The 22876-nt window shown below is 72.9% G+C and carries 17 protein-coding genes; 6 read left to right on the top strand and 11 right to left on the bottom strand.

Annotation, left to right across the window (positions count from 1 at the left end):
• A partial coding sequence (locus ACFSJS_RS24235) for an S-adenosylmethionine synthetase N-terminal domain-containing protein (RefSeq protein WP_380904058.1) occupies window positions 1-88 on the bottom strand: 88 nt, incomplete at its 3' end.
• 311 nt (window positions 89-399) lie between these two features.
• On the opposite strand from ACFSJS_RS24235, the gene ACFSJS_RS24240 reads away from it, so the two are divergent.
• On the top strand, window positions 400-2841 hold the full coding sequence (locus tag ACFSJS_RS24240) for an amino acid adenylation domain-containing protein (RefSeq protein ID WP_380903924.1): 2442 nt from the start codon (window positions 400-402) through the stop codon (window positions 2839-2841).
• Between the two features lie 56 nt (window positions 2842-2897).
• Window positions 2898-4511, top strand: coding sequence for a tyrosine 2,3-aminomutase (gene cmdF, locus ACFSJS_RS24245; RefSeq protein ID WP_380903926.1), 1614 nt, complete (start codon window positions 2898-2900; stop codon window positions 4509-4511).
• A 156-nt stretch (window positions 4512-4667) separates the two neighbouring features.
• Here the strand turns inward: cmdF and ACFSJS_RS24250 are convergent, their stop codons facing one another.
• Window positions 4668-6287: a condensation domain-containing protein gene (locus tag ACFSJS_RS24250; protein WP_380903928.1), complete on the bottom strand. Its 1620-nt coding sequence runs from the start codon at window positions 6285-6287 to the stop codon at window positions 4668-4670.
• Between the two features lie 34 nt (window positions 6288-6321).
• Complete coding sequence (locus ACFSJS_RS24255; RefSeq protein WP_380903930.1) at window positions 6322-7629, bottom strand: MFS transporter; 1308 nt, start codon at window positions 7627-7629, stop codon at window positions 6322-6324.
• A gap of 320 nt (window positions 7630-7949) precedes the next feature.
• On the opposite strand from ACFSJS_RS24255, the gene ACFSJS_RS24260 reads away from it, so the two are divergent.
• The 3 genes from ACFSJS_RS24260 to ACFSJS_RS24270 all read left to right on the top strand — a co-directional run bounded on the left by ACFSJS_RS24260 (window position 7950) and on the right by ACFSJS_RS24270 (window position 10988).
• A complete protein-coding gene (locus ACFSJS_RS24260) occupies window positions 7950-9131 on the top strand; it encodes an acyl-CoA dehydrogenase family protein (protein WP_380903932.1) in 1182 nt (393 codons plus the stop codon).
• 40 nt (window positions 9132-9171) lie between these two features.
• Window positions 9172-9573: an SgcJ/EcaC family oxidoreductase gene (locus tag ACFSJS_RS24265; RefSeq protein WP_380903934.1), complete on the top strand. Its 402-nt coding sequence runs from the start codon at window positions 9172-9174 to the stop codon at window positions 9571-9573.
• Window positions 9574-9833: 260 nt separating this feature from the next.
• On the top strand, window positions 9834-10988 hold the full coding sequence (locus tag ACFSJS_RS24270) for a serine hydrolase domain-containing protein (protein ID WP_380903936.1): 1155 nt from the start codon (window positions 9834-9836) through the stop codon (window positions 10986-10988).
• 67 nt (window positions 10989-11055) lie between these two features.
• Here ACFSJS_RS24270 and ACFSJS_RS24275 read toward each other — a convergent pair whose 3' ends face one another.
• From ACFSJS_RS24275 to ACFSJS_RS24305, 7 genes are all read right to left on the bottom strand, one after another.
• The gene (locus ACFSJS_RS24275; protein ID WP_380903938.1) at window positions 11056-12633 is read right to left on the bottom strand and encodes a 4-hydroxyphenylacetate 3-hydroxylase family protein; all 1578 of its coding nucleotides are present in this window, start codon (window positions 12631-12633) and stop codon (window positions 11056-11058) included.
• A 117-nt stretch (window positions 12634-12750) separates the two neighbouring features.
• A complete protein-coding gene (locus ACFSJS_RS24280; protein ID WP_380903940.1) occupies window positions 12751-12963 on the bottom strand; it encodes a DUF6052 family protein in 213 nt (70 codons plus the stop codon).
• Window positions 12932-14245 carry a phenylacetate--CoA ligase family protein gene (locus ACFSJS_RS24285; protein WP_380903942.1) on the bottom strand — a complete coding sequence of 438 codons (1314 nt, stop codon included), beginning with the start codon at window positions 14243-14245 and terminating at the stop codon, window positions 12932-12934. Before ACFSJS_RS24285 ends, ACFSJS_RS24280 begins: the two co-directional genes overlap by 32 nt.
• A gap of 100 nt (window positions 14246-14345) precedes the next feature.
• On the bottom strand, window positions 14346-15953 hold the full coding sequence (locus ACFSJS_RS24290) for an MFS transporter (protein ID WP_380903944.1): 1608 nt from the start codon (window positions 15951-15953) through the stop codon (window positions 14346-14348).
• Window positions 15954-16149: 196 nt separating this feature from the next.
• Window positions 16150-17160, bottom strand: a complete 1011-nt coding sequence (gene rfbB / locus ACFSJS_RS24295; protein WP_380903946.1) for a dTDP-glucose 4,6-dehydratase — start codon at window positions 17158-17160, stop codon at window positions 16150-16152.
• On the bottom strand, window positions 17157-18578 hold the full coding sequence (locus ACFSJS_RS24300; RefSeq protein ID WP_380903948.1) for a nucleotide disphospho-sugar-binding domain-containing protein: 1422 nt from the start codon (window positions 18576-18578) through the stop codon (window positions 17157-17159). Before ACFSJS_RS24300 ends, rfbB begins: the two co-directional genes overlap by 4 nt.
• A 45-nt stretch (window positions 18579-18623) precedes the next feature.
• Window positions 18624-19979: an FAD-dependent oxidoreductase gene (locus ACFSJS_RS24305; RefSeq protein ID WP_380903950.1), complete on the bottom strand. Its 1356-nt coding sequence runs from the start codon at window positions 19977-19979 to the stop codon at window positions 18624-18626.
• Window positions 19980-20201: 222 nt separating this feature from the next.
• Between ACFSJS_RS24305 and ACFSJS_RS24310 the strand changes: the two genes are divergently transcribed.
• Window positions 20202-21545 carry an extracellular solute-binding protein gene (locus tag ACFSJS_RS24310; protein ID WP_380903952.1) on the top strand — a complete coding sequence of 448 codons (1344 nt, stop codon included), beginning with the start codon at window positions 20202-20204 and terminating at the stop codon, window positions 21543-21545.
• Window positions 21546-21643: 98 nt separating this feature from the next.
• Here ACFSJS_RS24310 and ACFSJS_RS24315 read toward each other — a convergent pair whose 3' ends face one another.
• Window positions 21644-22876, bottom strand: a complete 1233-nt coding sequence (locus ACFSJS_RS24315) for a cytochrome P450 (protein WP_380903954.1) — start codon at window positions 22874-22876, stop codon at window positions 21644-21646.

The following is a 22876-nucleotide window of genomic DNA, read 5'->3' on the forward strand; positions in this document are numbered from 1 at the left end:
CATCGAGGATGGTGTCGCTGATCTGGTCGGCGATCTTGTCGGGGTGACCCTCGGTCACGGACTCCGAAGTGAACAGGTGATTCACCATTTCCTGCTTTCTCCCAGGCTCCGTGGATGAACGGTCCATTTCGGCCCGCATTATCCGCATGGCGAGCGCATCGGCATCCTCATTGGTTTTCCGGCATTCAATCCGCGGCCTCGCGGGATCCGCAAGCCGACTTGGTCAAATGGCCTGGTGGACGGAGAAGAGCACGTTCGGATACTTCCGGTTCCGGTCACTGCCGGCCCAAGGGCCGACTCGGCCCAGTAGGCACCTCCGTGCAAAGGGATGTGACGCCGGTCCGTCATTGCGCATTCCAGGAGAAGCCCGGACCGGTTATCCGGCCCAACAATGTGTGCGTGAAGAACGAAACGGTAGCGGCCGACGGGTCCCGGGCCGCCGTGCTGGAGGCGGACCCGTCGGTGTCCCACTGGTACGCGGCCCTCCACGTCGCCGGCCCCCTCGACCCGGCCTCCCTGCGCACCGCCTGGCGCACGGCGGTCTCGCGGGTGCTCGGTGCCGGTGCCGGGGCCGGCACCACCGTGCACTTCACCGACCGGACCGCACCGCCGCTCCCCGCCCCCGGTGGTCCGGTCGTCTGCCTCCACGCGGTCCGGTTGGCCGCCGAGGAGCACGGGCTGCTGCCGGCCGCCCGCCGGGACGCGGTGGACGGGGGCGACTTCGCCCGTCTGCTGGACGCCCTGGCCGCCGGGTACGGAGCGGCCGCCGGGACGCCCCCGGACACCGACCCCCTCCGGTCCGCCGCCCCCGGGAACGCCGTGCGCTTCGACTGGGGTGCGGGGATCCGCCGCCGTGCCGCCGCGCTGGCCGCCGTGCACGGCACCGTCCCCGCGGCCGTCGTCCTGGCCGCGTTCCGGGCGCTGCTGCACCGCCACCGCGGCGACCACGGGGACATCTCCTTCCGCGAGCTGCTGGACCAGTGGCCGCTCCCGCCGTCCGCGGCCGGGCTCGCGCTGCGGTCGGTCACGGCGTACGGCGCGGAGGAGACGCCGGGCGGCCTGCACCTCGAACTGGATGGGCACCCCTCCTCCGTGGGCGGTGCACTGCGGTACGGGGTGCCCCACGACGCGCGCTCCGCGGAGTGCCTGCTGGAGCAGGCGCACGTCCTGCTGGACGCGGCCCTGGACGATCCGTGCCTGACGATCGGCCGGCTGCCGCTGGAGACGCCCGACCGGCTCCTCGCCGCCCTGCGGGACGCGGACCGGCTGCTCCCGCCCGGGAGCGGTCCGCGTCCCGTGCACCTCCTGGTCGGCGGCGACGCCGGCGACGACGCCCCCGCCGTCGAGTGGGACGGCCGGGCGGTCGGCTACGGGGCGCTGCGCGACCGGGCCGACCGGATCGCACGGCACCTCCTCTCCCGCGGCGCGCGTGACGGCGCCACCGTCGCCGTACGGATGCCCCCGGGGGACCTGCGTGTCGCCGTGCTGATCGCGGTGATGGCCTCCGGCGCGCGGCTGCTGTGGCTCGGCACCGGGGCGGCGGGGGAGCGGAACAGGGCGATGCTCCGCGAGCTGCGGCCCGTCTGCATGGTCCTCGACGGCGACGGGGACGGCGACGAACTGGCCGGGTGGTACGTCCGCGAGCTGGGCGGCCGGCTGCTGGACGCGGCCCGCGCGCGGCGGACGGCGGCCCCGGCGGACGCCCCCGCGCCCGCCGCCGCCCGGCCGGACCGCCACGCTTACGTGGCCTTCACCTCGGGATCGACCGGAAGACCCAAGGGGATCCCCCAGACGCACGCCGCGCTGGCCCAGTTCGCGCAGTGGCTGGGGCGGCAGTTCGCCATGGGCCCCGGGGCGCGGGTGGCGCAGTGGGTGGCCCCGGAACACGATCCGGCGCTGTGCGAGGTCTTCGCCACCCTGGTCGCGGGCGGCACCCTGTGCCCCGTGCCGGACCGGGTGCGGGCCAACCCCGACCGGCTCGTCCCGTGGCTGGCGCAGCAGCGGATCACCCACATCCAGACCGTGCCCAGCTTCGCCCGGGACCTGCTCACAGCCGTCGCCGACGGTGCGGAGCGGCCCGGCTCCCTGCGCCACGTCCTGCTGATGGGCGAGGCGCTGCGGGGCGACCTGGTGAACGACCTGCGGGACGCGTTCCCCGGGGTGCGGGTGGCCAACCTGTACGGCCCCACCGAGACGATCGCCGCCACCTGGCACGAGGCCGAGGGCACGGAACGGGGCACCGTGCCGATCGGCAGGCCCATACCCGGCCGGCAGGTCCTGGTGCTCGACGGCGACGACCGCCCCTGCCCGGCCGGCGTGACGGGGGAGATCGTGATCCACTCGCCCTACGTCACCGACGGGTACCTGGGCACCGCGGACCGCTCCGCCTTCCGGCCCGTGGAGGCCCTGCCCGGCACGGAGCCCGGCGCGAGGGCGGACGCCGGCTGGTACCGCACCGGCGACCTGGCCCGCAGGCGGTGGGACGGCGCCCTGGAGTTCCGCGGACGCAAGGACTTCCAGGTCAAGGTCTTCGGCAACCGGGTGGAGCTGACCGAGATCGAGGCGGCGCTGGCCTCCCACCCCTCCGTGCACGAGTGCGCGGTGGTGCCCCAGGCCAACGAGTCCGGTCTGGTCACCCGGTTGACGGTGTACGTCGTGCCGCACCGCGGCGCAGACGGCACCGGGCGGGCCGCCGCCCGCGAGTGGCGGGCCCATCTGCGTCGGCACTTCGGCCCCCTGACCCTGCCCGCGACGTTCCGCGAAGTGCCGGATCGCCTTCCCCGCAACGCGGCGGGGAAGATCGACCGCTCCCGCCTGCCCGGCGCCGCCCGTCCGGACTGACCGGACCGGCAGCCGACGACCATCGACAGCACCAGACCTTCATGGAGTTGAGGACATTGACCGCAGTGGAGACCAACGCCCTTCCGGTGGACTTCGACGGGGAGAGCCTGACCATCGAGTCCGTGCGCCAGGTGGCCGAGGAGGGCGTGCAGGTGCGCGTCAGCCCGGAGGCCGCCGCGAAGGTCCGCAGGAACCGCGAACTCTTCGAGGGCATAGCCGAGCAGAACATCCCGATCTACGGGGTGACCACGGGCTACGGCGAGATGATCTACATGCAGGTCGACAAGTCCAAGGAGACCGAGCTGCAGACCAACCTCGTGCGCAGCCACAGTGCGGGCGTGGGGCCGATGTTCGCCGAGGACGAGGCGCGCGCCGTCGTCGCCGCCCGGCTCAACACGCTCGCCAAGGGCCACTCCGCCGTGCGCCCGGAGATCATCGAGCGGCTGGCCCTCTACCTCAACCTCGGCATCACCCCGGCCATCCCGGAGATCGGCTCCCTGGGCGCCAGCGGCGACCTGGCACCCCTCTCCCACGTCGCGAGCACGCTGATCGGCGAGGGGTACGTCCTGCGCGACGGCAGGCGCGTCGAGACCCGCAGGATCCTCGACGAACTGGGCATCGAACCGCTCCGGCTCCGCTTCAAGGAGGGGCTGGCGCTGATCAACGGCACGTCCGCGATGACCGGAGTCGGGTCGCTGGTGGTGGGCCGCGCGCTCGCCCAGGTGCGCCAGGCCGAGATCGTCACGGCGCTGCTCATCGAGACGCTGCGCGGCTCGACCAGCCCGTTCCTGCCCGAAGGGCACGACATCGCCCGCCCCCACGAGGGGCAGATCGACACGGCCGCCAACATGCGCACCCTGACGGCGGGCAGCGGCCTGATGGTCGACCACGCCGACCTGCGGCGCGAGCTCCAGGCGAGCAAGGACCGGGACAAGGAGGTGCAGCGCTCCGACATCTACCTCCAGAAGGCCTACTCGCTGCGTGCCATCCCCCAGATCGTCGGTGCGGTCCGCGACACCCTGTACCACGCGGTGAGGAAGCTGGAGATCGAACTCAACTCCGCCAACGACAACCCGCTGTTCTTCGAGGGCCGGGAGATCTTCCACGGCGCGAACTTCCACGGGCAGCCGATCGCGTTCGCCATGGACTTCGTGACGATCGCCCTCACCCAGCTGGGGGTCCTGGCCGAGCGGCAGATCAACCGAGTCCTGAACCGCCACCTGAGCTACGGCCTGCCGGAGTTCCTCGTCGCCGGCGACCCCGGCCTGCACAGCGGCTTCGCCGGCGCGCAGTACCCGGCGACCGCCCTGGTGGCCGAGAACCGCACCATCGGCCCGGCCAGCACCCAGAGCGTCCCGTCCAACGGCGACAACCAGGACGTGGTCAGCATGGGGCTGATCGCCACCCGCAACGCCCGGCGCGTGCTGGACAACAACAACAAGATCCTCGCCGTCGAGTTCCTCGCCGCCGCGCAGGCCGTCGACATCAGCGGTCGCCGCGAGGGCCTCAGCCCCGCCGCGAAGGCCGCCTACGACACCGTCCGCTCGCTGGTCCCGACGCTGGGGGCGGACCGGTACATGGCGGACGACATCGAGCTCATCGCCGCGGCGCTGTCCCGGGGCGAGTTCCTGGAGGCCGTCGTCCGCAACACCGGCGCCGAACTGCGCTGAGCCGCACGGTCCCGCACGGCGAGGGCCGGCCCACCCCGCGAACGGTGCTGCGGGGCGGGCCGGCCCTCGCCGTGCGGCCGGGGCGCCACGTGAGAAGCCCGCCGGACCGGCCCCGGGGACTCCCCGGGGCCGGTCCGGCGGGCGGTGCGGGTCAGGTCACGCGGTCGGCTCGGCCGCCGCCGCCAGGACCGCCTTGGTGAACGTCTCCAGGTCGGGGTCGTCGAACAGGACGTCGACGTCGACCCAGACGCCGAGTTCCTGCTCGATGCGCCCGACCAGCCGGACGGCGGATATGGACTGGCCGCCCAGCTCGAAGAAGGTGGCGCCCGGCGTGTCCGAGGCCCCCAGGACCGCCGTCCACATCTCCCGCACCTTCTCCTCCACCACCGAGGAGGAGCGGGTCTCCAGCGGGGCGTCCGGGGCCGCCACCAGCTCCCGCAGCAGCCCGATGAAGTCGTCGAGCTGCCGCCTCATCGTCTCCTCGCGGTAGCGGTTGGTGTTGAAGCCCAGGCTGCCGACCATCTCCCCGGAGGGGTCGATGTGCAGGGACCACAGGATCCCGTCGGGGACGTCGGAGCCGTCCGACTGCGACAGCAGCCGCTTCCACGCCTTGGTGTAGCGGATGCCCCCGGCCTCCCGGTCGGCGGTGTCGAACGGGGCGTGCACCGCCTGGAAGGCGGTGATCTGGTGGTCGTCGGTCGCCGCGGCCGCCATGAGTCCGGGCGCCTCGCGCATCAGCTCCGAGAACGGGATCTCGTGGGTGTACGCCTCGGCGCAGGTGGTGCGCACGCGCCGGATCACCTCGCGGAACGTTCCGCAGCCGGCGATGTCGGTGCGCAGCGGAAGAAAGTTGATGAACGACCCGACGGTGTCCTGGAACCGCTCCTGGCCGCGGCCGGAGGAGAACGTCGGGATCGTGATGTCGGTGGCGCCGGTCTGCCGGTGCAGGAACACCTTGTAGGCGGCCAGCAGCGTCATGAAGGCCGAGCCGCGCGACTCCCTGGCGAGGGCCGGCACCGCCTCCGCCAGGTCGGCGTCCAGGGCGAACCGCAGCCAGGCGGTGGTCTTGGGCAGGTTCGCGGAGCGGGGCTCGTCCGTGGGGAGCGCCAGGATCGCGGCGCCGCTCAACTTCCGGCGCCAGTAGGCGCGCCGGCGCTCGGCGCCCGGAGAGAGCGACGCCTCGCGCTCCCACTGGGCGTACTCCCGGTACTGGCTCGCCTCGGGCAGGTCGGGCGAGGTGCCGTCGCGCCGGGCCGCGTAGCAGGCGGCGAGGTCGCGCATGATGACGTGCATGGCCCAGGCGTCGGCCGCCGTGTGGTGGGCGATCAGCGCGAGGACGGCGTCGCGGTCGTCGAACCGCCCGAGCACCGCGCGCAGCAGGGGGAGCCGGCGGATGCTCAGCCTCCCGTCCTCGACGTCGTTGAGCAGCTCGTCGGCGCGGCGGTCGCGGTCCTCCGGAGCGGTGTCCGTCAGGTCGCGGACGTCGAGCCGGGGAGAGGTGGGCGGGAGGATCCGCTGCGCGTGGGAGTCGCCGTTCCGGACGATCTCCGTACGCAGCGCCTCGTGGCGCTCCACCACGTCGTCCAGGGCAGCCTGCAGGGTGGCGGTGTCCAGCTCGCCCTCGATGCGCCAGGCCCCGACGATGTGGTACTTGGGCCCGAACGGCCCCTCCTCCCTGCCGTTGTCGAACATGCAGAGGAATTCCTGGTGGAACGAGAGGGGCAGGAGCGCTCCGGCCGGGTCTGTCGATTCCCGGGTGGTGTCGGTGACGGTCATGGTCGACCCTCCGTATGGTCGTGTCGGTGGTGCTTCACTTGACGCCCGCGGCGACGGCCCCGGCCGGCCGGTCGGCGGGCCGGTCGGCCGGATCCCCGGCGCTCCCCTCCCCGGCGCCCTCGGCCGGGGGATCCTGCAGCCTCCGGGCCATCGCCAGGGCCGGCCAGACCAGCAGGACCGCCGCCATCACACCGCCGATGAACCACCCGGACGCCCCCCTGGCCCCCAGATAGGTCGCCAGCCACGGCGCGACACCGCCGAGGACGGCGGTGGCAGTGGAGTGCGGCAGCCCGATGCCGAGGGCCCGCACCTGCGGCGGGAAGACCGAGGCGAGCACCTTGGGCATGACGGTGGTGGTGCAGCCCAGGTACAGCACGCCGCACCCGTAGGTGAGGTACAGGCTGGCGAACTCGCCGGTCACGCCGAGGTAGGCGTACGAGCCGACCGCGGCGAAACCGATGCTGGAGACGACGAGGAACCTCATGGCCCCGACGCGGTCGGCGAGCAGCCCGAGGGGCACCTGGAGGGCGATCACCGTGCCGGTGGCGCAGACCACGACCCAGAACATCACTCCGGGCTCGGCGAGGCGGTGCCCCATGGAGGGCACCACGGTCGACCAGGTGCCGCTGACGGTGGTCATCCCGGCGACCAGCAGCACCGTTACCGCCACCCGGGAGCGGTGGACTCCCAGCACCCGGCGCAGCGAACCGCGGGCGGCCCGGGTGCGCACCTCGCGCTCGAAGACCTCCGTCTCGGTCATCCGGTGCCGGGCGACCAGCAGGAAGACGCCGAGGGCGGCGCCGACGAGGAACGGTATCCGCCAGCCCCACGCCGTCATCGCCTCCGGTCCGAGCCAGGCGTTCAGCCCGCCGCCCAGCAGCGAGGCCGCGAACGCACCGGCGGCGGCCGTCAGCGAGAAGAGACTGCCGTACAGGCCCTTGCGGTGCTCCGGTGCCAGCTCCATGAGGTAGGTGGCGGCGGCGGGCCACTCGCCACCGGAGGACAACCCCTGGGCGAGCCGGGCCAGCAGCAGGATCAGGGGCGCGGCCAGCCCGATCTGCTCGTAGGTGGGGGCGATTCCGATGAGCGCCGAGCCGGTCGCCATCAGGGCGATCGACCACATCAGCGCCGGCTTGCGGCCGCGGCGGTCGGCGAGCCTGCCGAACAGGACACCGCCCAGGGGCCTGCACAGCATGCCGGTGCCGAACACCGCGAACGCCCCGAGCAGGGAGGTGACCGGGTTCGACGACGGAAAGAACTGCGCGGCGAAAAGCTGCGCGAAGAGCCCGTAGGCGAGCCAGTCGAAATACTCGACGAAATTGCCCACCACGGTGACGGTCACGGCACGGCGGTGCGCTCGCAGGGGTACGGCGTCGCGGACGGCGGCTGGCAAGGGGAACTCCGGATGAAGGGCCTGTCTGGGCTCCTGCATCGTGGCACCCGGCGCACGGACGGTGCTTCTTCCAGTGTGCGCTGTTCCCCCGCCAAGGCGCCCGCGGCCTCGGGGGCGGTTCCCCGCGGGGCGGAGAGCAATCCGGAAGATGCGCGATCCGGACGGCCGCTGCGACGGTCGGGTCTGCCCGGCGGCGACCGGAGCGGAAAGAAACCCCGAAGTCATTCCGGCCGTTAGCCCCGGCCGATCCTACGCTCAGGAGGAAAAGGGTGCTCACCACCGAAGTGCCGGCGCGGGAGGAACTCGTCCGTCGTGCGACGGACCTCGTACCGCTCCTTTCGTCCAAGGCCGCCTGGTCCGAGGAGAACCGCAGGCTCCACGACGACGTGATCGAGGCGCTGGCCGACGCCGGGATCTTCAGGCTCCGCGCCCCCCGGCGCTTCGGCGGGTTCGAGGCGGACACGCGCACCCTGGTCGACGTGTCCGCAGCGCTGGCCCGGGCCGACGGCGCCGCCGCCTGGACCGCGTCGGTCTACTGGATTCCGACCTGGATGGCGTGCCTCTTCCCCGAGGGGGTCCAAGAGGAGGTCTTCTCTACGGAGAACGTCCGCATCTGCGGCACCCTGAGCCCCACCGCCCGCGCCACGCCGGTGGACGGCGGCATCACGGTGAGCGGCAAGTGGGGCTTCATCAGCGGCGCCCTGCACAGCCACTGGCAGGTCGTCGTGGCCGTGCAGATCGGCCCGGACGGACAGCCCGCGCCGGTCATGGCGCTGGTACCGATGTCCGACCTCCAGACCATCGACGACTGGCACACGTCGGGGCTGAGGGGCACCGGCAGCATCAGCACCGTCGCGCAGGACGTCTTCGTGCCGGCGGAGCGCGTCCTTCCCCTCGGAGCGGTGCTCCAGGGGCAGCACGCCTCGCCCGCCAACGCCGACTCGCCCGTCTACCGGGCGCCGCTGCTGCCCGTGGCGTCGGCCTCGTCCGTGGGAACGGCGCTCGGACTGGCCAGGGCGGCGAAGGAGGAGTTCCTCGAGCGCCTGCCTGGTCGCAAGATCACCTACACCGCCTACGAGCACCAGGCGGAGGCGCCGCTCACCCACCACCAGGTGGCCGAGGCGAGCCTCAAGATCGACCAGGCCGGTTTCCACGCCCACCGGCTGGCCGACCAGGTCGACACCAAGGGCGCCGAGAACTCCCCCTGGACGCTGGAGGAGCGCGTCCGGGCCCGCGCGGACATGGGGGCGGTGTGCCGGCTGGCCAAGGAGGCCGTGGACATCCTCGCCGACGCCAGCGGCGGCTCCTCCATCTACAACAACGTGGCCATCCAGCGCATCGCCCGCGACGTCCAGGCCGTCAACCTGCACGCCCTGATGCACCCGGACACCAACAACGAGCTGTACGGCCGTGTGCTGTGCGGACTCGAGCCCAACACCCTCTACATCTGACCACCGCAAATCCGACGCCGACCACACGGGAAGAGGCCACATGACCACGAACACCGCCACCGCCACCGCGCCGGCCGAGGTGGCCGACCTCCCCCAGCGGATCATCGCGGCCTGGGCCGCCCACGACGCCGAGGCGTTCGGGGCCGCCTTCACCGAGGACGGGACCATGATCCTGCCCGGTGTCCACCAGAAGGGCAGGGACGCCATCACCGCCTTCATGGCGACCGCTTTCGCGGGCCCCTACAAGGGCACCCGGGTCACCGGCCGACCGGTCGACGTCCGGCTGCTCGGCGACGAGACCGCGATCATGATCACCGAGGGCGGCGTGCTCGCCCCGGGCGAGACCGAGGTGAGCTCGGAGCGCGCGGTCCGCGCCTCCTGGCTGGCGGTCAAGCGGAACGGCGAGTGGCTGCTCGCCGCGTACCAGAACAGCCCCCGCTGAACCGGTCCCGCCGACCCGGCTTCCCAGCACGACACGTACCGGCCGCGGCCTCTGCCGCGGCCGGTACGTGCTCCGGCCGGCCCGGCCCGGCGGCCCCGATTCGCACGGGTGTACTGCGCAATCCAGGAGATGCGAACCGGAATCGCGAACAACATCATGGGAGGGTCGCCGCACACGGTTGCCGATCCGGCATGGACGCACAGCACGGCGACAGGCCGTCAGCACCCCGTCCGTCTACGGGACCCGAGAGAGAAGCAGGTATGGCAGACATTCAGCAGCAAGTCCAGGATGCGATCGACGAGCTCGTCGCTTCCGGAGCGGAGCGGGGCCTCCAGGTCGCCATCTACCACAACGGCAGGCTCGTCGTCGACGCCGTGGCCGGTGCCGCTGACCCCGAGTCGGGCCGTGCGGTCACCTCGGACACCCCCTTCTACAGCACCTCGACCGGCAAGGGCGTCACGTCCACCGTCGTGCACGTCCTCGCGGAGCGGGGCGTCCTCGACTACGACGCCCCGATCGCCGACCTGTGGCCGGAGTTCGGCGCCCACGGCAAGGAGTCCGTGACCCTGCGCCACGTCCTCACGCACGCCGCCGGCGTCCCCGGGATGCCCGCCGACACCACGCCCGAGGACCTGGCGGACTGGAAGAAGTCGGTCGACGCGATCGCCGCGGCCGAGCCGTGGTGGGAGCCGGGCACCAAGTTCGGCTACCACGCGCAGTCCTTCGGCTACATCGTCGGCGAGGTCGTGCGCCGGGCGACCGGCAAGCCGATCTCCGAGGTCCTGCGCGAGGTCGTCGGCGAGCCGCTGGGCGTCGCCGACGAGCTGTTCTTCGGCGTGCCGGAGGCCGAGCTGGGCCGTGTGGCCCGCGTGGAGGACGCCCCCGCCCCGGAGGGCGCCGAGGAGGGCGAGGGGGCTCCGGAGATGACCCCGGAGATGTTCGCCGAGATCCCGTTCTTCAAGGTCGTCAACGGCTACACCGCCGCCCCGATGGCCGCGCTCCCGGACGCTCAGTTCGGCAACCGCACCGACGTGCTCACCTCCGACATCCCGGCCGGCGCCACCCTCACGGCGCGTGCCGTCGCCCGCATGTACGCCGCGCTGATCGGAGAGGTGGACGGTGTCCGGCTGATCTCCGAGGACCGGCTGAAGGAGGCGTGCTCCGAGGCCGTCAGCGGCACGGACGAGATCCTCGGCTGCCCGATCTCCCGCGCCCTGGGCTACGACGTCGGCCTGCCCTCCCCGAACGCCCCGCAGGCGCCGACGGTCTTCGGCACCGCCGGCAGCGAGGGCAGCGCCGCGTACGCGGACAGGGCCACCGGCATCGTCGTCGCCGTGACCAAGAACCGCTTCACCCCCGGCGACTACTCGGTCGTCGAGCGGATCGGCGAGATCGCCTCCAAGGCCCTCGGCTGACCCGCACCTTCCCGGCCCGGCCCCCGGCTCTCCCCACGGAGGGCCGGGGGCCGCGGCGTCGCGGCGGTCAGCCGTCCGGCAGGCTCCGGTGGGCGCCGCGCAGCTCCTCGAAGGAGGCGAGGTCCGGCACCGTCCAGCCGTCCAGGTCGTACTCGGCCAAGCACTTCTCGGCGAACCTCTTGAAGGAGTCCAGTCGGCCGTCGGCCGTCTGCGAGAGCAGCAGCTCCAGCCTGGTGTTCTCGTGGTTGCCGGAGTAGTTGCGCTCGTACAGCTCGTGGCGGCCGCCGAATTCGGTGCCGACCGCGTCCCACAGCAGTTTCATGACCTTGACCCGCTCGGCGGCCGAGGTGCCGTCGCTGCCGCGGAGGTACTTCTCCAGGTACGGGCCGGTCTCCGGGTTCCTGAAGTCCTCGGTGCCGGAGTTCACGTACATCAGCCCGCTCGCGACGTCCTGCTGGACGATCTCCAGCACGCGCGGGTAGCCGAGCTGCATGAACCACCGGTAGGCCATGCCGGCCTGGGGGTTGGGCAGCAGAGCGCCGTCCTTCCAGGGCACCGGGTTGCGGGCCGCCGCGTCCGACAGCGACCAGAACAGGTTGCGCCAGGCCAGGACCTCGCCGAGGCGGGTCTGGACCCCCCGGAAGCCGCTCGCCCCCGTGATGTCCAGCGCCTTGGCGAGCAGTCCGGCGATGAAGTCCAGCTTGACGGCGAGACGGGTGCAGCCGTGGAAGGTGGCCCGCTCGATCATCCCGGAACGGGCGGACAGCGTCTGGACCTTGCCCAGGTTCCCGTAGACGAAGACGTTCTCCCAGGGGACGAGCACCTCGTCCATCACGAGGATGGAGTCGTTCTCGTCCAGCCGCGAGGACAGCGGGTGGTCGAAGGGGCTCCCGGTGGCCGCGGCCGCGGCCGAGTAGGACGGCCTGCAGATGACCTTCAGGCCCGGCGCGTCCATCGGGACCGTCGCCACCAGGGCGAACCGGCGGTCCCTGACCGGCAGCCCGGAGTGCGCGATGAAGGAGTAGTGGGTCAGGGCGGACCCGGTGGCGACCACCTTGGCACCGCTGACGACCAGCCCCGCGTCCGTCTCCTTCTCCACGTGGACGAACACGTCCGCCACCTGGTCCGCGGGCAGTTTCCGGTCGACGGGCGGGTGCAGGAAGGCGTGGTTCCAGTACAGCACCTTCTCCTGCGCTTCCCGGTACCAGCGCCGCGCGTTGTCGGCGAAGGGCTCGAAGAAGTCGGCGTTCACGCCCAGGGTGCCGAGGAAGGACGCCTTGTAGTCGGGGCTGCGTCCCATCCAACCGTAGGTCGCCCGCGCCCAGGCCGCGATGGCCTGCTGGTCGGCCACGAGGTCGTCCACGCTGCGGGGCGCGGTGAAGAAGCGGTGGGTGAGGCCGCCGCCCGAGTCGGTGGGAGCGGTGAGCACGTCGCGCTGCTCCGGGTCGTGCAGGCTGTCGTACAGCCGTGCGGTCATCCGGGCGGGGTTGTGGAAGGCCGGGTGCGCGGTGACGTCCTTGACCCGCTCCCCGTGGAGGTAGACCTCGCGGCCGTCCCGCAGGCTCTCCACGTACTCGTCACCGGTCAGCGGCCGGGTCGGCCGGGTCCGTCCGTGCGGTGTGCTCGGCTCCGGGCGGTGGGACACGACGACTCCCCTCGTCTGGGTTCTCGGTGCGGTCGGCGCCCGGACGGGTCCGAACGCGAACGCCGGTGACCGGGCGCGTCCCGGTCACCGGCGTCCCGGCGGGCAGGGCCCGGCGGCTCAGGCGGCCGGCCGGAGGGCGGGGTACTCCCGGTAGTAGTCGAATTCGACGGCCTGGCCGTCGAGGGCGATGCGCAGCTCGGCGAGAGCCGTGTTCAGGGCCGCCGTCACGGCCGGCACCGCGCAGCCCTCCGACAGCTGCCGCAGGGCGGTGTAACACTCCAGGAGCCGGCGCTCCTGGTCAGCCGTGAGCCGTGAGGTGTCGTTCGTCATGGAGTCGTGCCGCCTTCCAGGTGTCGAATCGGGGCAGGCTGCCGGGTTCGGCGAGCTCAACCAGGGGACGTATGCCGATCTCGCGCTTGAACTCGGTGGTGACGCGCTCGCACAGGGTGGACACGTCACCGCCCGGGACGTTCTTCGGCTCGATCCGGACCACGATCGTGTCGAGCCCGCGGACGGTCCTGATGGACGACTGGAACTCGCTGACCTCGTCGAAACCGCGGACCACGTCCTCGATCATCACGGGCGTGACGGACACGCCCCGGACCTTGCGCATGTCGTCGACGCGGCGCAGGATCCCGCCGTCGTACCAGTCCCAGGTGCGGCCGCACCCGCACTCGTGCCACGGCCGCCTCACGACGATGTCCTCGGTCCAGTGCCGGAACAGCTGAATGCCCTCCCGGCCCAGCCCGGTGGTGACGCGGACGCCCTCCTCGCCGTAGCCCACCGGCTGCTTGGTCTCGGGGTGCAGGACCTCCTCGAAGGCGGCGGGCTCGTTGATGTGGCAGGCGTTGCGCTTGGCGGGGCACTCGAACATGAAGACCCCGCCGAACTCGGTGGTGCCGGCGGCGTTGAAGACCCGCGCCCCGAAGGCGTTCTCGATGGTGCGCGTCGTGAAGTCCGAGCGCGGCTCGGCTCCCGCCAGGATGATCCGGACGTTGGCGTCCTTCGCCAGGTCGACGCCCATCTCGCGCGCCGTCTCCATCAGCCGCATCGCGTAGCTCGGAGTCAGGCCGAGCACCTCGATCCGGTAGTCGACGAGCAGCCGCACCCGGGCCCGCGAGTCGAGGCCGCCGGAGGGGAAGACGGTGCAGCCCATCCGCTCCAGGGCGTAGTGCATCCCCCAGAAGCCCATGAAGAGGCCGTAGCCGAAGGCCACCATGCCCTTGTGGTGGGGCCGCACCCCCATGGCGTGCAGGGCCGTGCAGAACGTGTCGACCGACCACGTCCAGTCGCGCACCGTGTCGAAGGTGCGCACCGGCGGGTTGCCGCTGGTGCCGCTGGTCTGGTGGTGCCGCACGCCCACGGAGGGGTCGAGCGAGGGGATCGTCCCGTAGGGAGGAACCTCCTGCTGGGACGCGAGCAGGTCCGCCTTGTACAGCAGCGGCACCCGTGCGGTGTAGTCGTCCATCGACGTGATGTCCCCGGGCAGCCGTTCCCTCCAGAAGGGCGACGAGGCCCGGGCACGGTCCAGAGCGCGCCGCAGCTTCCGCCACTTCCAGGCGTCCAGCTCGTGGCGCGGCATCGTCTCCGCCTTGCTGTTCCAGTACTGCACTGCCCCTCCGTGAACCGTTGCAGGCCGACGCCGTTCTCCGAACGAGCATCACGTTCGGAGGGCGGCGGTGCATCTCCTCTCGTGCTGTACGCCGGCGGGGTCACCCCGCGTGCGCGGTGTCCGCCCGCGGGGTGCCCGTCTGCGGGGCGTCCCCGCCGGCGGCCGGCTCGTGTCCGTGGCCCTCGCCGGACGGCCGGACGCTCCGGAGCCTGAGCACGATCAGCACGGCGAGACCCAGGGAGAGCGCGGCACTGACCGCGGCGACCGAGTGGAGACCCGAGGCGAAGGCGGCGCGTGCCGACTCCAGCAGCTCGTCGGCCGTCCCGGGGGGTAACCCGGCCGAGGCCGCGGACACCGCCCCGGCGATGCTCTCGCGGGCGGCCTCGGCCGACGCCGCATCGACGCCGTCGGGGACGGTCACGCGCGCGGTGTAGACCGAGGCGCCCAGGCTGCCCAGACCGGCGATGCCCAACGCGACGCCGAACTCCCCGCCGGTCGACGACAGCGCCGACGCGGCGCCGGCCTTCTCCGGCGGTGCGGCCTCCAGGACCACGTTGGTGGTCAGCGGCCCGACGGGACTGGTGCCGAAGTAGATGAGGCAGGTCGCGGTCAGCAGCAGGGCGATGCCACCGGCTCCGCTGGTGCCGGTCAGCAGGAACTGGCCGACCGCCGCGAGCGCCAGCCCCGCCGCCAGGACGTGGGCCGGGCGGAGGCGCCGGGTGAGGACCGTGGTCAGATTGACGCCGATGACCATGGTGGTGGCGGGGATCAGCAGCCACAGCCCGGCCTCCAGCGGCGAGAGCCCGGCGACCGTCTGGAGGTAGAGCGCGACCATGAGGCCCGTCGCCCCCATGATGGTGGCGTTGAGCAGGCCGACCAGCAGCCCGGCCCGCAGGGTCGGGTCGCCGAACAACCGGAGGTCGAGCATGGGGTCGGCCAGCTTCCGCTGGCGCAGCACGAAGGCCGTCCCGACGGCCGCGCCCGCCGCCAGCGCGGCCAGGGGCAGCGGCTGCCAGCCGTCCCTGGCCAGCTCCTTGAGGCCGTAGACCAGCGGCAGCACCGTGGCCAGGGAGAGCGTGACGCTGACCGCGTCCAGCCGGCCGGCAGCGGGGTCGCGGGACTCGGGCAGCAGCTTCGGCCCGGTCAGCAGGACCAGCAGCATCACCGGCACCGCCAGCAGGAACACCGAACCCCACCAGAACGCTCCCAGCAGGACGCCGCCGACCGCGGGTCCCAGCGCGACACCGACCATCAGGGAGGTGGCCCACGCCGAGACGGCGGCCGCCCGCTGCCGGGAGTCCTTGAACATGTCGCTGATCAGGGCCAGCGTCGAGGGCATCACCGTCGCTCCGGCCAGGCCGAGCACGGCGCGTGCGAGGATCAGCATCTCCGCGCTGGTGGAGAAGGCGGCCAGCGCCGAGGCCGCGGCGAAGGCCGCCGCACCGCCCAGGAGGACCCGGCGGCGCCCCGCCCGGTCGCCGAGGGTGCCCATGGTGACCAGGAAGCCCGCGATGAGGAACCCGTAGACGTCCGTGATCCACAGCTGCTGGACCGCGCTCGCCTCCAGGTCGGCGCTGAGGTGCGGCAGGGCCAGCACCAGGACGTTCATGTCCAGCATCAGCAGCATGGTGGGCAGGCACAGCACGGCGAGCGCCGTCCATTCCCGCCGTCCGGCGCGCGGCGGCGCCGCCTGGGCCGCCGCGCTCATCGAGCCGCTCCGGCCGGGACCGGTCCGGGCGCGCCCTGCGGGCGGCGGACACGTCCGGCGGACGTCGGGAAGCGGTCGGGCGGCGGAAGCAGATACGTCATCGTGTCGCTCTTTCACCGGGAAGTGGGGGGTGCCGGGCCGGGCGGGGGACACCGGCGCCGGCACCCGGTCGGGGAGAGGGGAGTGCGGGGGCGCGTCAGGTCCCGGCGGGCACCGCCGGCCCGGACAGGGCGGACGCGGGCTTGAGCGGTTCCCACCACGAGCGGTTGCGGCGGTACCACTCCACCGTGGCCGCCAGCCCGTCCTCGAACCGGACGCGGGGCTCGTAGCCGAGCTCCTCCCTGATCTTGGTGATGTCCAGGGAGTAGCGGCGGTCGTGGCCCTGCCGGTCGGGCACGTGGTCCACCACGTCCCAGTCGGCGCCGCAGGCGGCGAGCAGCCGCTCGGTGAGCTGGCGATTGCTCAGCTCGGTGCCCCCGCCGATGTGGTAGACCTCGCCGGGCCGCCCCCCGTTCAGCACCATCTGGATGGCACGGCAGTGGTCCGACACGTGCAGCCAGTCCCGCCGGTTGCCGCCGTCGCCGTAGAGGGGCACGCGCAGCCCGTCCAGGAGGTTGGTGACGAACAGGGGGATGACCTTCTCGGGGAACTGGTAGTGGCCGTAGTTGTTGGTGCACCGGGTGACGACGACGTCCAGGCCCCTGGTGCGGTGCCACGCCAGGGCGAGCAGGTCGGAGCCGGCCTTGGCGGCCGCGTACGGCACGTTGGGCGCCAGCGGGGCGTCCTCGGTCCACGAGCCGCTGTCGATGGACCCGTAGACCTCGTCGGTCGAGACGTGCACGAAGCGCGCCACACGGTGCCGCAGGGCGGCCTCGAGCATGACCTGGGTGCCGAGCACGTTGCTCAGGACGAACTGCGTCGCGGTGTCGATGGAGCGGTCCACGTGCGACTCGGCCGCGAAGTGGACGATGACGTCGTGGCCCGCCACCACGTCGTCCACCAGCCGCGCGTCGCAGGTGTCCCCGGTGACGAACCGGAAGCGGGGATGGGCGGCGACCGGAGCGAGGTTCTCCAGGTTGCCGGAGTACGTCAGTTTGTCCAGGACGGTGACGTGGGCCCCCTCGGAGCCCGGGAGCTCCCCGCGGAGCGCCGACCGGACGAACTCGGACCCGATGAAGCCGGCGCCGCCGGTGACCAGGATTCTCACGCGCCAGTCTCCTTCGTGTCGGACCCCGTGCCGGCCCCGGCGCGCCCCGCGCCGCGGTGCCGCCGGGTCAGTTCCTCGATGACCGGGACGATGTCGACCGGGCTCGGGGTGGCGAGCCACTCCTCCCGGATGCGTTCCGCGCCCTCCCGGAACGACGGGTCCTCCAGGACCTTCACGATCCGGTCGCGGATCTCCTCCACCGACTGCTTCTGGTGGTCGAGGCGGACGCCCCCGCCGCGCTCGGTCACGAACCGCGCGGTGCCGGTGGCCGTCAGCTGCTTCTGGCAGGGGAAGTCCCAGACGATGCCGTCCGGGGTGTCCTGGGCGAACAGGCGGCAGGGTTCGTCGGTGTCGCAGACCAGTTGCGGGACCCCGGCGGCGGACGCGGCGGCGAACGTTCCGGTGGAGCCGTGGTGGATCAGGGCCGAGCAGGTCGGCAGCAGCTGGTCGAGCGGGACGTAGTCGATGGTGTGCACGTTGGGGGGCACGGGACCGGCCCCCTCCAGCTGGTTCTCGTTCAGGGTGGCGATCACCTCGATGTCGAGGTCGGCGACCGCTTCCAGCAGTTTGGCGGTGCGCCCCCAGTCCCCCTTCATGAAGGCCCGGGCCGAGACCCCGAGGGACAGGCCCACACGCGGCCTGCCGGGCTTCTCGTGCAGCCACCGGGGCATGACGCTCGCGCCGGTGTAGGGCACGTACCGGACGGGGACGTCCACCGCGTCGGTGGGGAGGCTCATGTCGGCGGGGAAGGGGTTGACCGTCCACTGCCCCAGCAGGAGCTCCTCGTCGACCTCGACGCCGTGCCGCCGGGCCAGCGGGCGCAGCGTCCGCTCCAGGGGGTTCTCCGGGGCGCCCGGGCCGGAGCGGCTTCGCCGGGCGAACCTCCGGGTGGCCCAGCCGGTGTAGTCCGGCGACACCAGCACGCGCGCGTGCGCCGCCCCGCTGGCCCGTGCCGCGATCGCGCCGCAGGGGAACCAGAGGTCCCACAGCACCAGGTCCGGCTTCCAGCTCCGGGCGAACGAGACGACCTCGTCGACGTCCTGGCGCGGAGCCGCGGTGTGGTAGTCCCGGATCGCCAGCATGGAGAAATGGTAGAAGACGTCCCATGGCTCGCGTTCGTCCGGGCCGATCCCCAGGTCCGCCACGTAGCGCTCGCACTCCTCCGGCGTGGGCAGGAGGGCGGCGTAGCCGGGGTCCGCCCGGTCGTGCACCGCCAGCGGCGCCGGCTCGCCGCAGACGACCGACTTCAGCCCGGTCTTCGAGACCGCCTCGTGGAACTCGGGGTCGGCCACCCCGGTCGGGTATCCGGGCGGAGCGGCGAAGCACACGTCGTGTCCCGCGCTCTGCAGGGCCCAGGCGTAGGGCACGAGGGGCAGGAAGTGGGCTTTGGCGGGGAACACCGCGAACATGATGCGCATGGAATCTCCTGAACCGCGCGTGGGGACTGCCGTGGACCGGCCCGGTCAGGCCGCGGCCCGGCCCGCGACGCCGTGCTGGGAACCGCCGCGCAGCACGCGCAGCGCGACACTGGGCCGCATGAGGCTCTGCGGGGAGTCCACCAGACCGGCCACCCTGAAGAACGCCCCGGTCAGCTCTCCGTCGTGTGCGGCGGCGCTCTGCAGCCGGGCCATGTAGGCGTTGCCCATGCGCACCTTCAGCGTGCGTGGTCCCTGGACGCCGGGAAAGTTCAGGTCGGCGGTGGCCGCGAGGTCCCATGGCACGTCCAGGATGGACGAGATGCCCCGGAAGAAGGCCAGGCCACCGGGCCGGGCGGAGCCGTGCAGGTGGTCGCGGAGCTCCATCGCCTCCATCGCGGCGACGGTCATGCCCTGCCCGTAGACGGGGTTGAAGGAGCAGACGCCGTCGCCGATGACCAGCAGGCCGTCGGGGAAGCGGCGCAGGTCCTCGTAGCGGCGGCGCACGCTGGCCGGGAACCGGAAGGTCACCGGCTCGTCCAGGGGCTCGGCGTCGCGGATCGCCCGGTAGATCTCCGGAGCCGCCAGGGTCTTGGCGAAGGCCAGGAACCCCTCGTCGTCGGTCGGGGGGTGGTCGCCGAGGATGCCCGTCAGGGAGAGCTGGGAGCTGCCGTCGGCCAGTTTGGGGAAGAACGCGCCCCGGGGGTTCGCCGGAGACGCCACCGGGTTGATCGACAGATCGGTGCCGTAGGGGTCCTCCTTGAGGCGGAAGTGCCTGGTCGTGTAGGCCAGGTCGATCTTCACCCGGTCCTCCCGGGGCCTGGCGTATCCGAGCTCCTCCAGCCAGGCGGGGGTGCGCGAGCCGCGGCCGGTGGCGTCGACGACCAGGTCGGCCTCCACGACCTCCTCGGAGCCGCTGCCGTCCTCGTCCTGCAGGAGCACGCCCGTGACCCGGGTGCGGTCGGACGAGGCGGCCAGTCCCCGGATGACGCACCGCTCCCTGAACTCGACCCGGGACAGGGCCGCCACCCTGCCGCGGACGTGGGCCTCCAGCACGGGGCGGGTGGCCGACACGCTGACCAGCCCGGTGTGGACCGGGCTCAGCCGGCGGCCGTTGAAGTACCAGCGCAGGTTGCCGGAGATGTCCCCCGCGGGGATCCCCGCGGCCGTCAGCTCGTCGTCCAGCCCGGGGAACAGCTCGTTGAGGATCTGCTGCCCGCGGGCCAGCAGTGCGTGGGCGTGCCGTGCGTGCGGCACCCCGCGCCTGGGGCCGGTCACCCCGGTGAGCTGGTCGCGGTCCACCACCAGTACGTGCGCGTAGGTCTCGGCCAGGACGCGGGCAGCGAGCAGCCCCGCCATCCCTGCGCCGAGGACGACCGCGCGGTCTCTGGCGTATGCGCTCATCTGCTGTCCGCCTCCGACTCCGTTGTGTCAGCCCTCCGACAGGGGCCGTTGCATCGTCACGCGGGGCGCGGCCGCGCGGCATCTTCTCCCTTGCTCAGCGTCCGCGCGGACCGCCCGGCCGCGGCGGGAGGACGGGTGAGCACGCCCGAAGATGCCCACCCGCGGCCGGTGGGCGAGCATGTGTGGGCTCAGGCACCGCCCACTCTCGCCGAGGAGGAAGTCTTGGAGCCGGTACGCTCCCCGGACGGCAGGATCGTCCTCGATGTCTGGCTGGCGAACTACCCGTTCCGCACCTACGACGGACGGGACTTCCTGGCCCCGATGCGGCAGTTCGCCGCGCAGTTCGAAAAGGCGCACCCGGAGTACCGCGTCGACATCACGGGGCACGACTTCTGGACGATGCCCCAGAAGGTCGCCGCGGCGGTGGAGTCGGGCGGCACACCGGTCCTCGCCGCCTACTACGCCGGCGACACCCAGGCGGCGCGCGACGCGCGGGCCGCCGACGGCGCACCGCTGTTCACTCCGGTCGGAAAGGCCATCGGCGACCGCACCGAGATCCTCGGGGAACCGGTCGCCGTCCGCGACCTCGTCCCCGCGGTGCGGGACTTCTACACCTACGGCGGCGAGCTGTGCTCCGTGCCGGTGACGGCGACCACGCTGCTGCTCTACGCCAACACCACGCTCCTGGAGGCCGCCGGGATCAGCGCGCTTCCCACGACGTGGGAGGAGCTGCGGAAGGCGTGCGCGGCGGTCGTCCGGGGCCCCGGAGGGGCGCCCCACGGCATCACCTGGGCGAACGACGGCTGGGTGTTCCAGCAGGCGGTCGCCCTGCAGGGCGGTCTGCTGGCCACGCCGGGCAACGGGCGGACCGGCCGTGCCACGTCCGTCGACCTGTCCTCGCCGCACCTGCTGGACTGGGTGCGCTGGTGGGCGGACCTGCACGCCGACGGCCACTACCTGTACACCGGCTCCCCGTCGGACTGGGGCGGCGCGTTCGGCGCCTTCGCACAGCAGCGGGTCGCCTTCGCCCTGGACTCCTCCAAGGCCGCCGAGGACCTGGTCCGGTGCGGCAACCAGGCGGGATTCGACGTCGCGGTGTGCCCGATGCCGGCCGCCGACCGGTCCCCCCGGGCGGGCAACCCGGTCTCCGGGGACTCGCTCTGGCTGGCCGCCGGCCTGGACCGGGCCACGGAGGACGGTGCGCTGGCCTTCACACAGTTCCTGATCAACCCGCGCAACGCCGCCGAGTGGCACCGGGCCCACGGGTTCGTACCGGTCACCGAACCGGCGTTCGCCCTGCTGGAGGAGGAAGGGTGGTTCGCCGGGAGGCCGCACCAGCGGGTGGCCACCGAACAGCTCCGCGCCTCGGACGGGTCGGTGGCGGCGCTGGGACCGCTGGTCGGTGACCTGGCGGGCATCGGCGAGGTCATGACGGGGGCGATGGACGATGTGCTGCTGCGCGGCGCCGATCCCGTGGAGCGTTTCGCCCGGGCGTCGGCGCGGGCGCAGGAGGTGCTGGACGACTGGCTGCGGATGCACGGGGAGCCGGCGGCCGCACCGGCCTGAGCGTGTTCTCCGCGAAGCACCGCGCTGCCGCAGGGCGCGGCGGGGGCGGCCCGGGACCTCCGGGCCGCCCCCGCCACGCGTGCCGGGCGCGGGGACGCTCAGCCGGTCACGACCGGGAGCCGCTCGTGACCGCGCACCAGCCACCGGTCGCGGTACCTGCCCGGCCCCGCCGGGGCGAGACGGGGGAAGCGGCGCAGCACCCGGGGCAGGGCCAGCCGCGCCTCCAGCCGGGCGAGCCCCGCACCCAGGCAGAAGTGCGCCCCGGCGGCGAAGCTCAGCGGCTGGATGGTGCCGCGGTCGGGGTCGAACCGCTCCGGGTGGGGGAAGCGCCGGGGGTCGCGGTTCGCGGCGCCGAGGACCACCACCAGCTTGGTGCCCGCCGGCACCGTGGCACCGGGCAGTCGGACATCCTCGGCGGCCCAGCGGCTGGTGGCCTGGACCGGGGCCTCGTACCGCAGGGCCTCCTCCACGTAGGCGTCGGCGAAGGCCGGGTCCTCGCGCAGTCGCCGGGCGTGCCCGGGGTGCTCGAAGGCCAGGTGGACCGAGTGGCCGAGCAGGTGGGTCGTGGTGTCGAAGCCCGCCGACAGCAGCAGGACCAGATTGGCCACCAGCTCGTTCCCGCCCAGCCGGTCGCCCCCTTCGCCGTGGGCCCGGACCAGCGCGCTGATCAGGTCGTCCTGCGGATCCCCCCGGCGCAGGTCGCACAGGTGCGCGAAGTAGGCCGACAGCCGGTCCATCGCCGAGTCGGCGCGCTCCAGCTCGGAGGGCTTGGTGATGCCCTCCAGGGCGACCGTGACGTCGGCCGCGGCGGCGCGGAACCAGCCGTGGTCGTCTTCGGGCACGCCGAGGAGCTCGCCGATGACGCCTACCGGCAGCCGGTAGGCGAACTCCGTCATGAAGTCCACGGGAGCGCCGCCGGCGCCCAGTTCCGCCATGCGGTCGAGCAGCCGGTCCGCCATGCGCTCGACCGCCGGGGCGAGCGAGGCCACGCGGCGGGGGGTGAAGGCCCCGCTCACCAGCCGCCGCAGGCGGGTGTGGTCGGGCGGATTGCGGTACAGCATGGACTCGGTCCAGCCGCGCAGCGACGACCGCGCCCGCCAGCCCGGATGCAGCAGGTCGAAGCTCTCGGCGTCCTGCACCCGCAGGGCGGGCTCCCGCAGCGCCCGGTCGCACTCCTCGTAGCCGAGGGCGACCATCAGCCCGGGCCTGACGGTCACGAGGTCGCCGTGCGCCCGCAGCGCCTCGTAGTGGGGGTAGGGGTCCAGCCGGCCCCCGGGGGCCAGCAGGGCGGTGAGCTGCTCCCCCGGGTCCGTGACTGCGGCAGTCGTCAT

The organism is Streptomyces desertarenae (assembly GCF_042681365.1).
Classification (GTDB): domain Bacteria; phylum Actinomycetota; class Actinomycetes; order Streptomycetales; family Streptomycetaceae; genus Streptomyces; species Streptomyces desertarenae.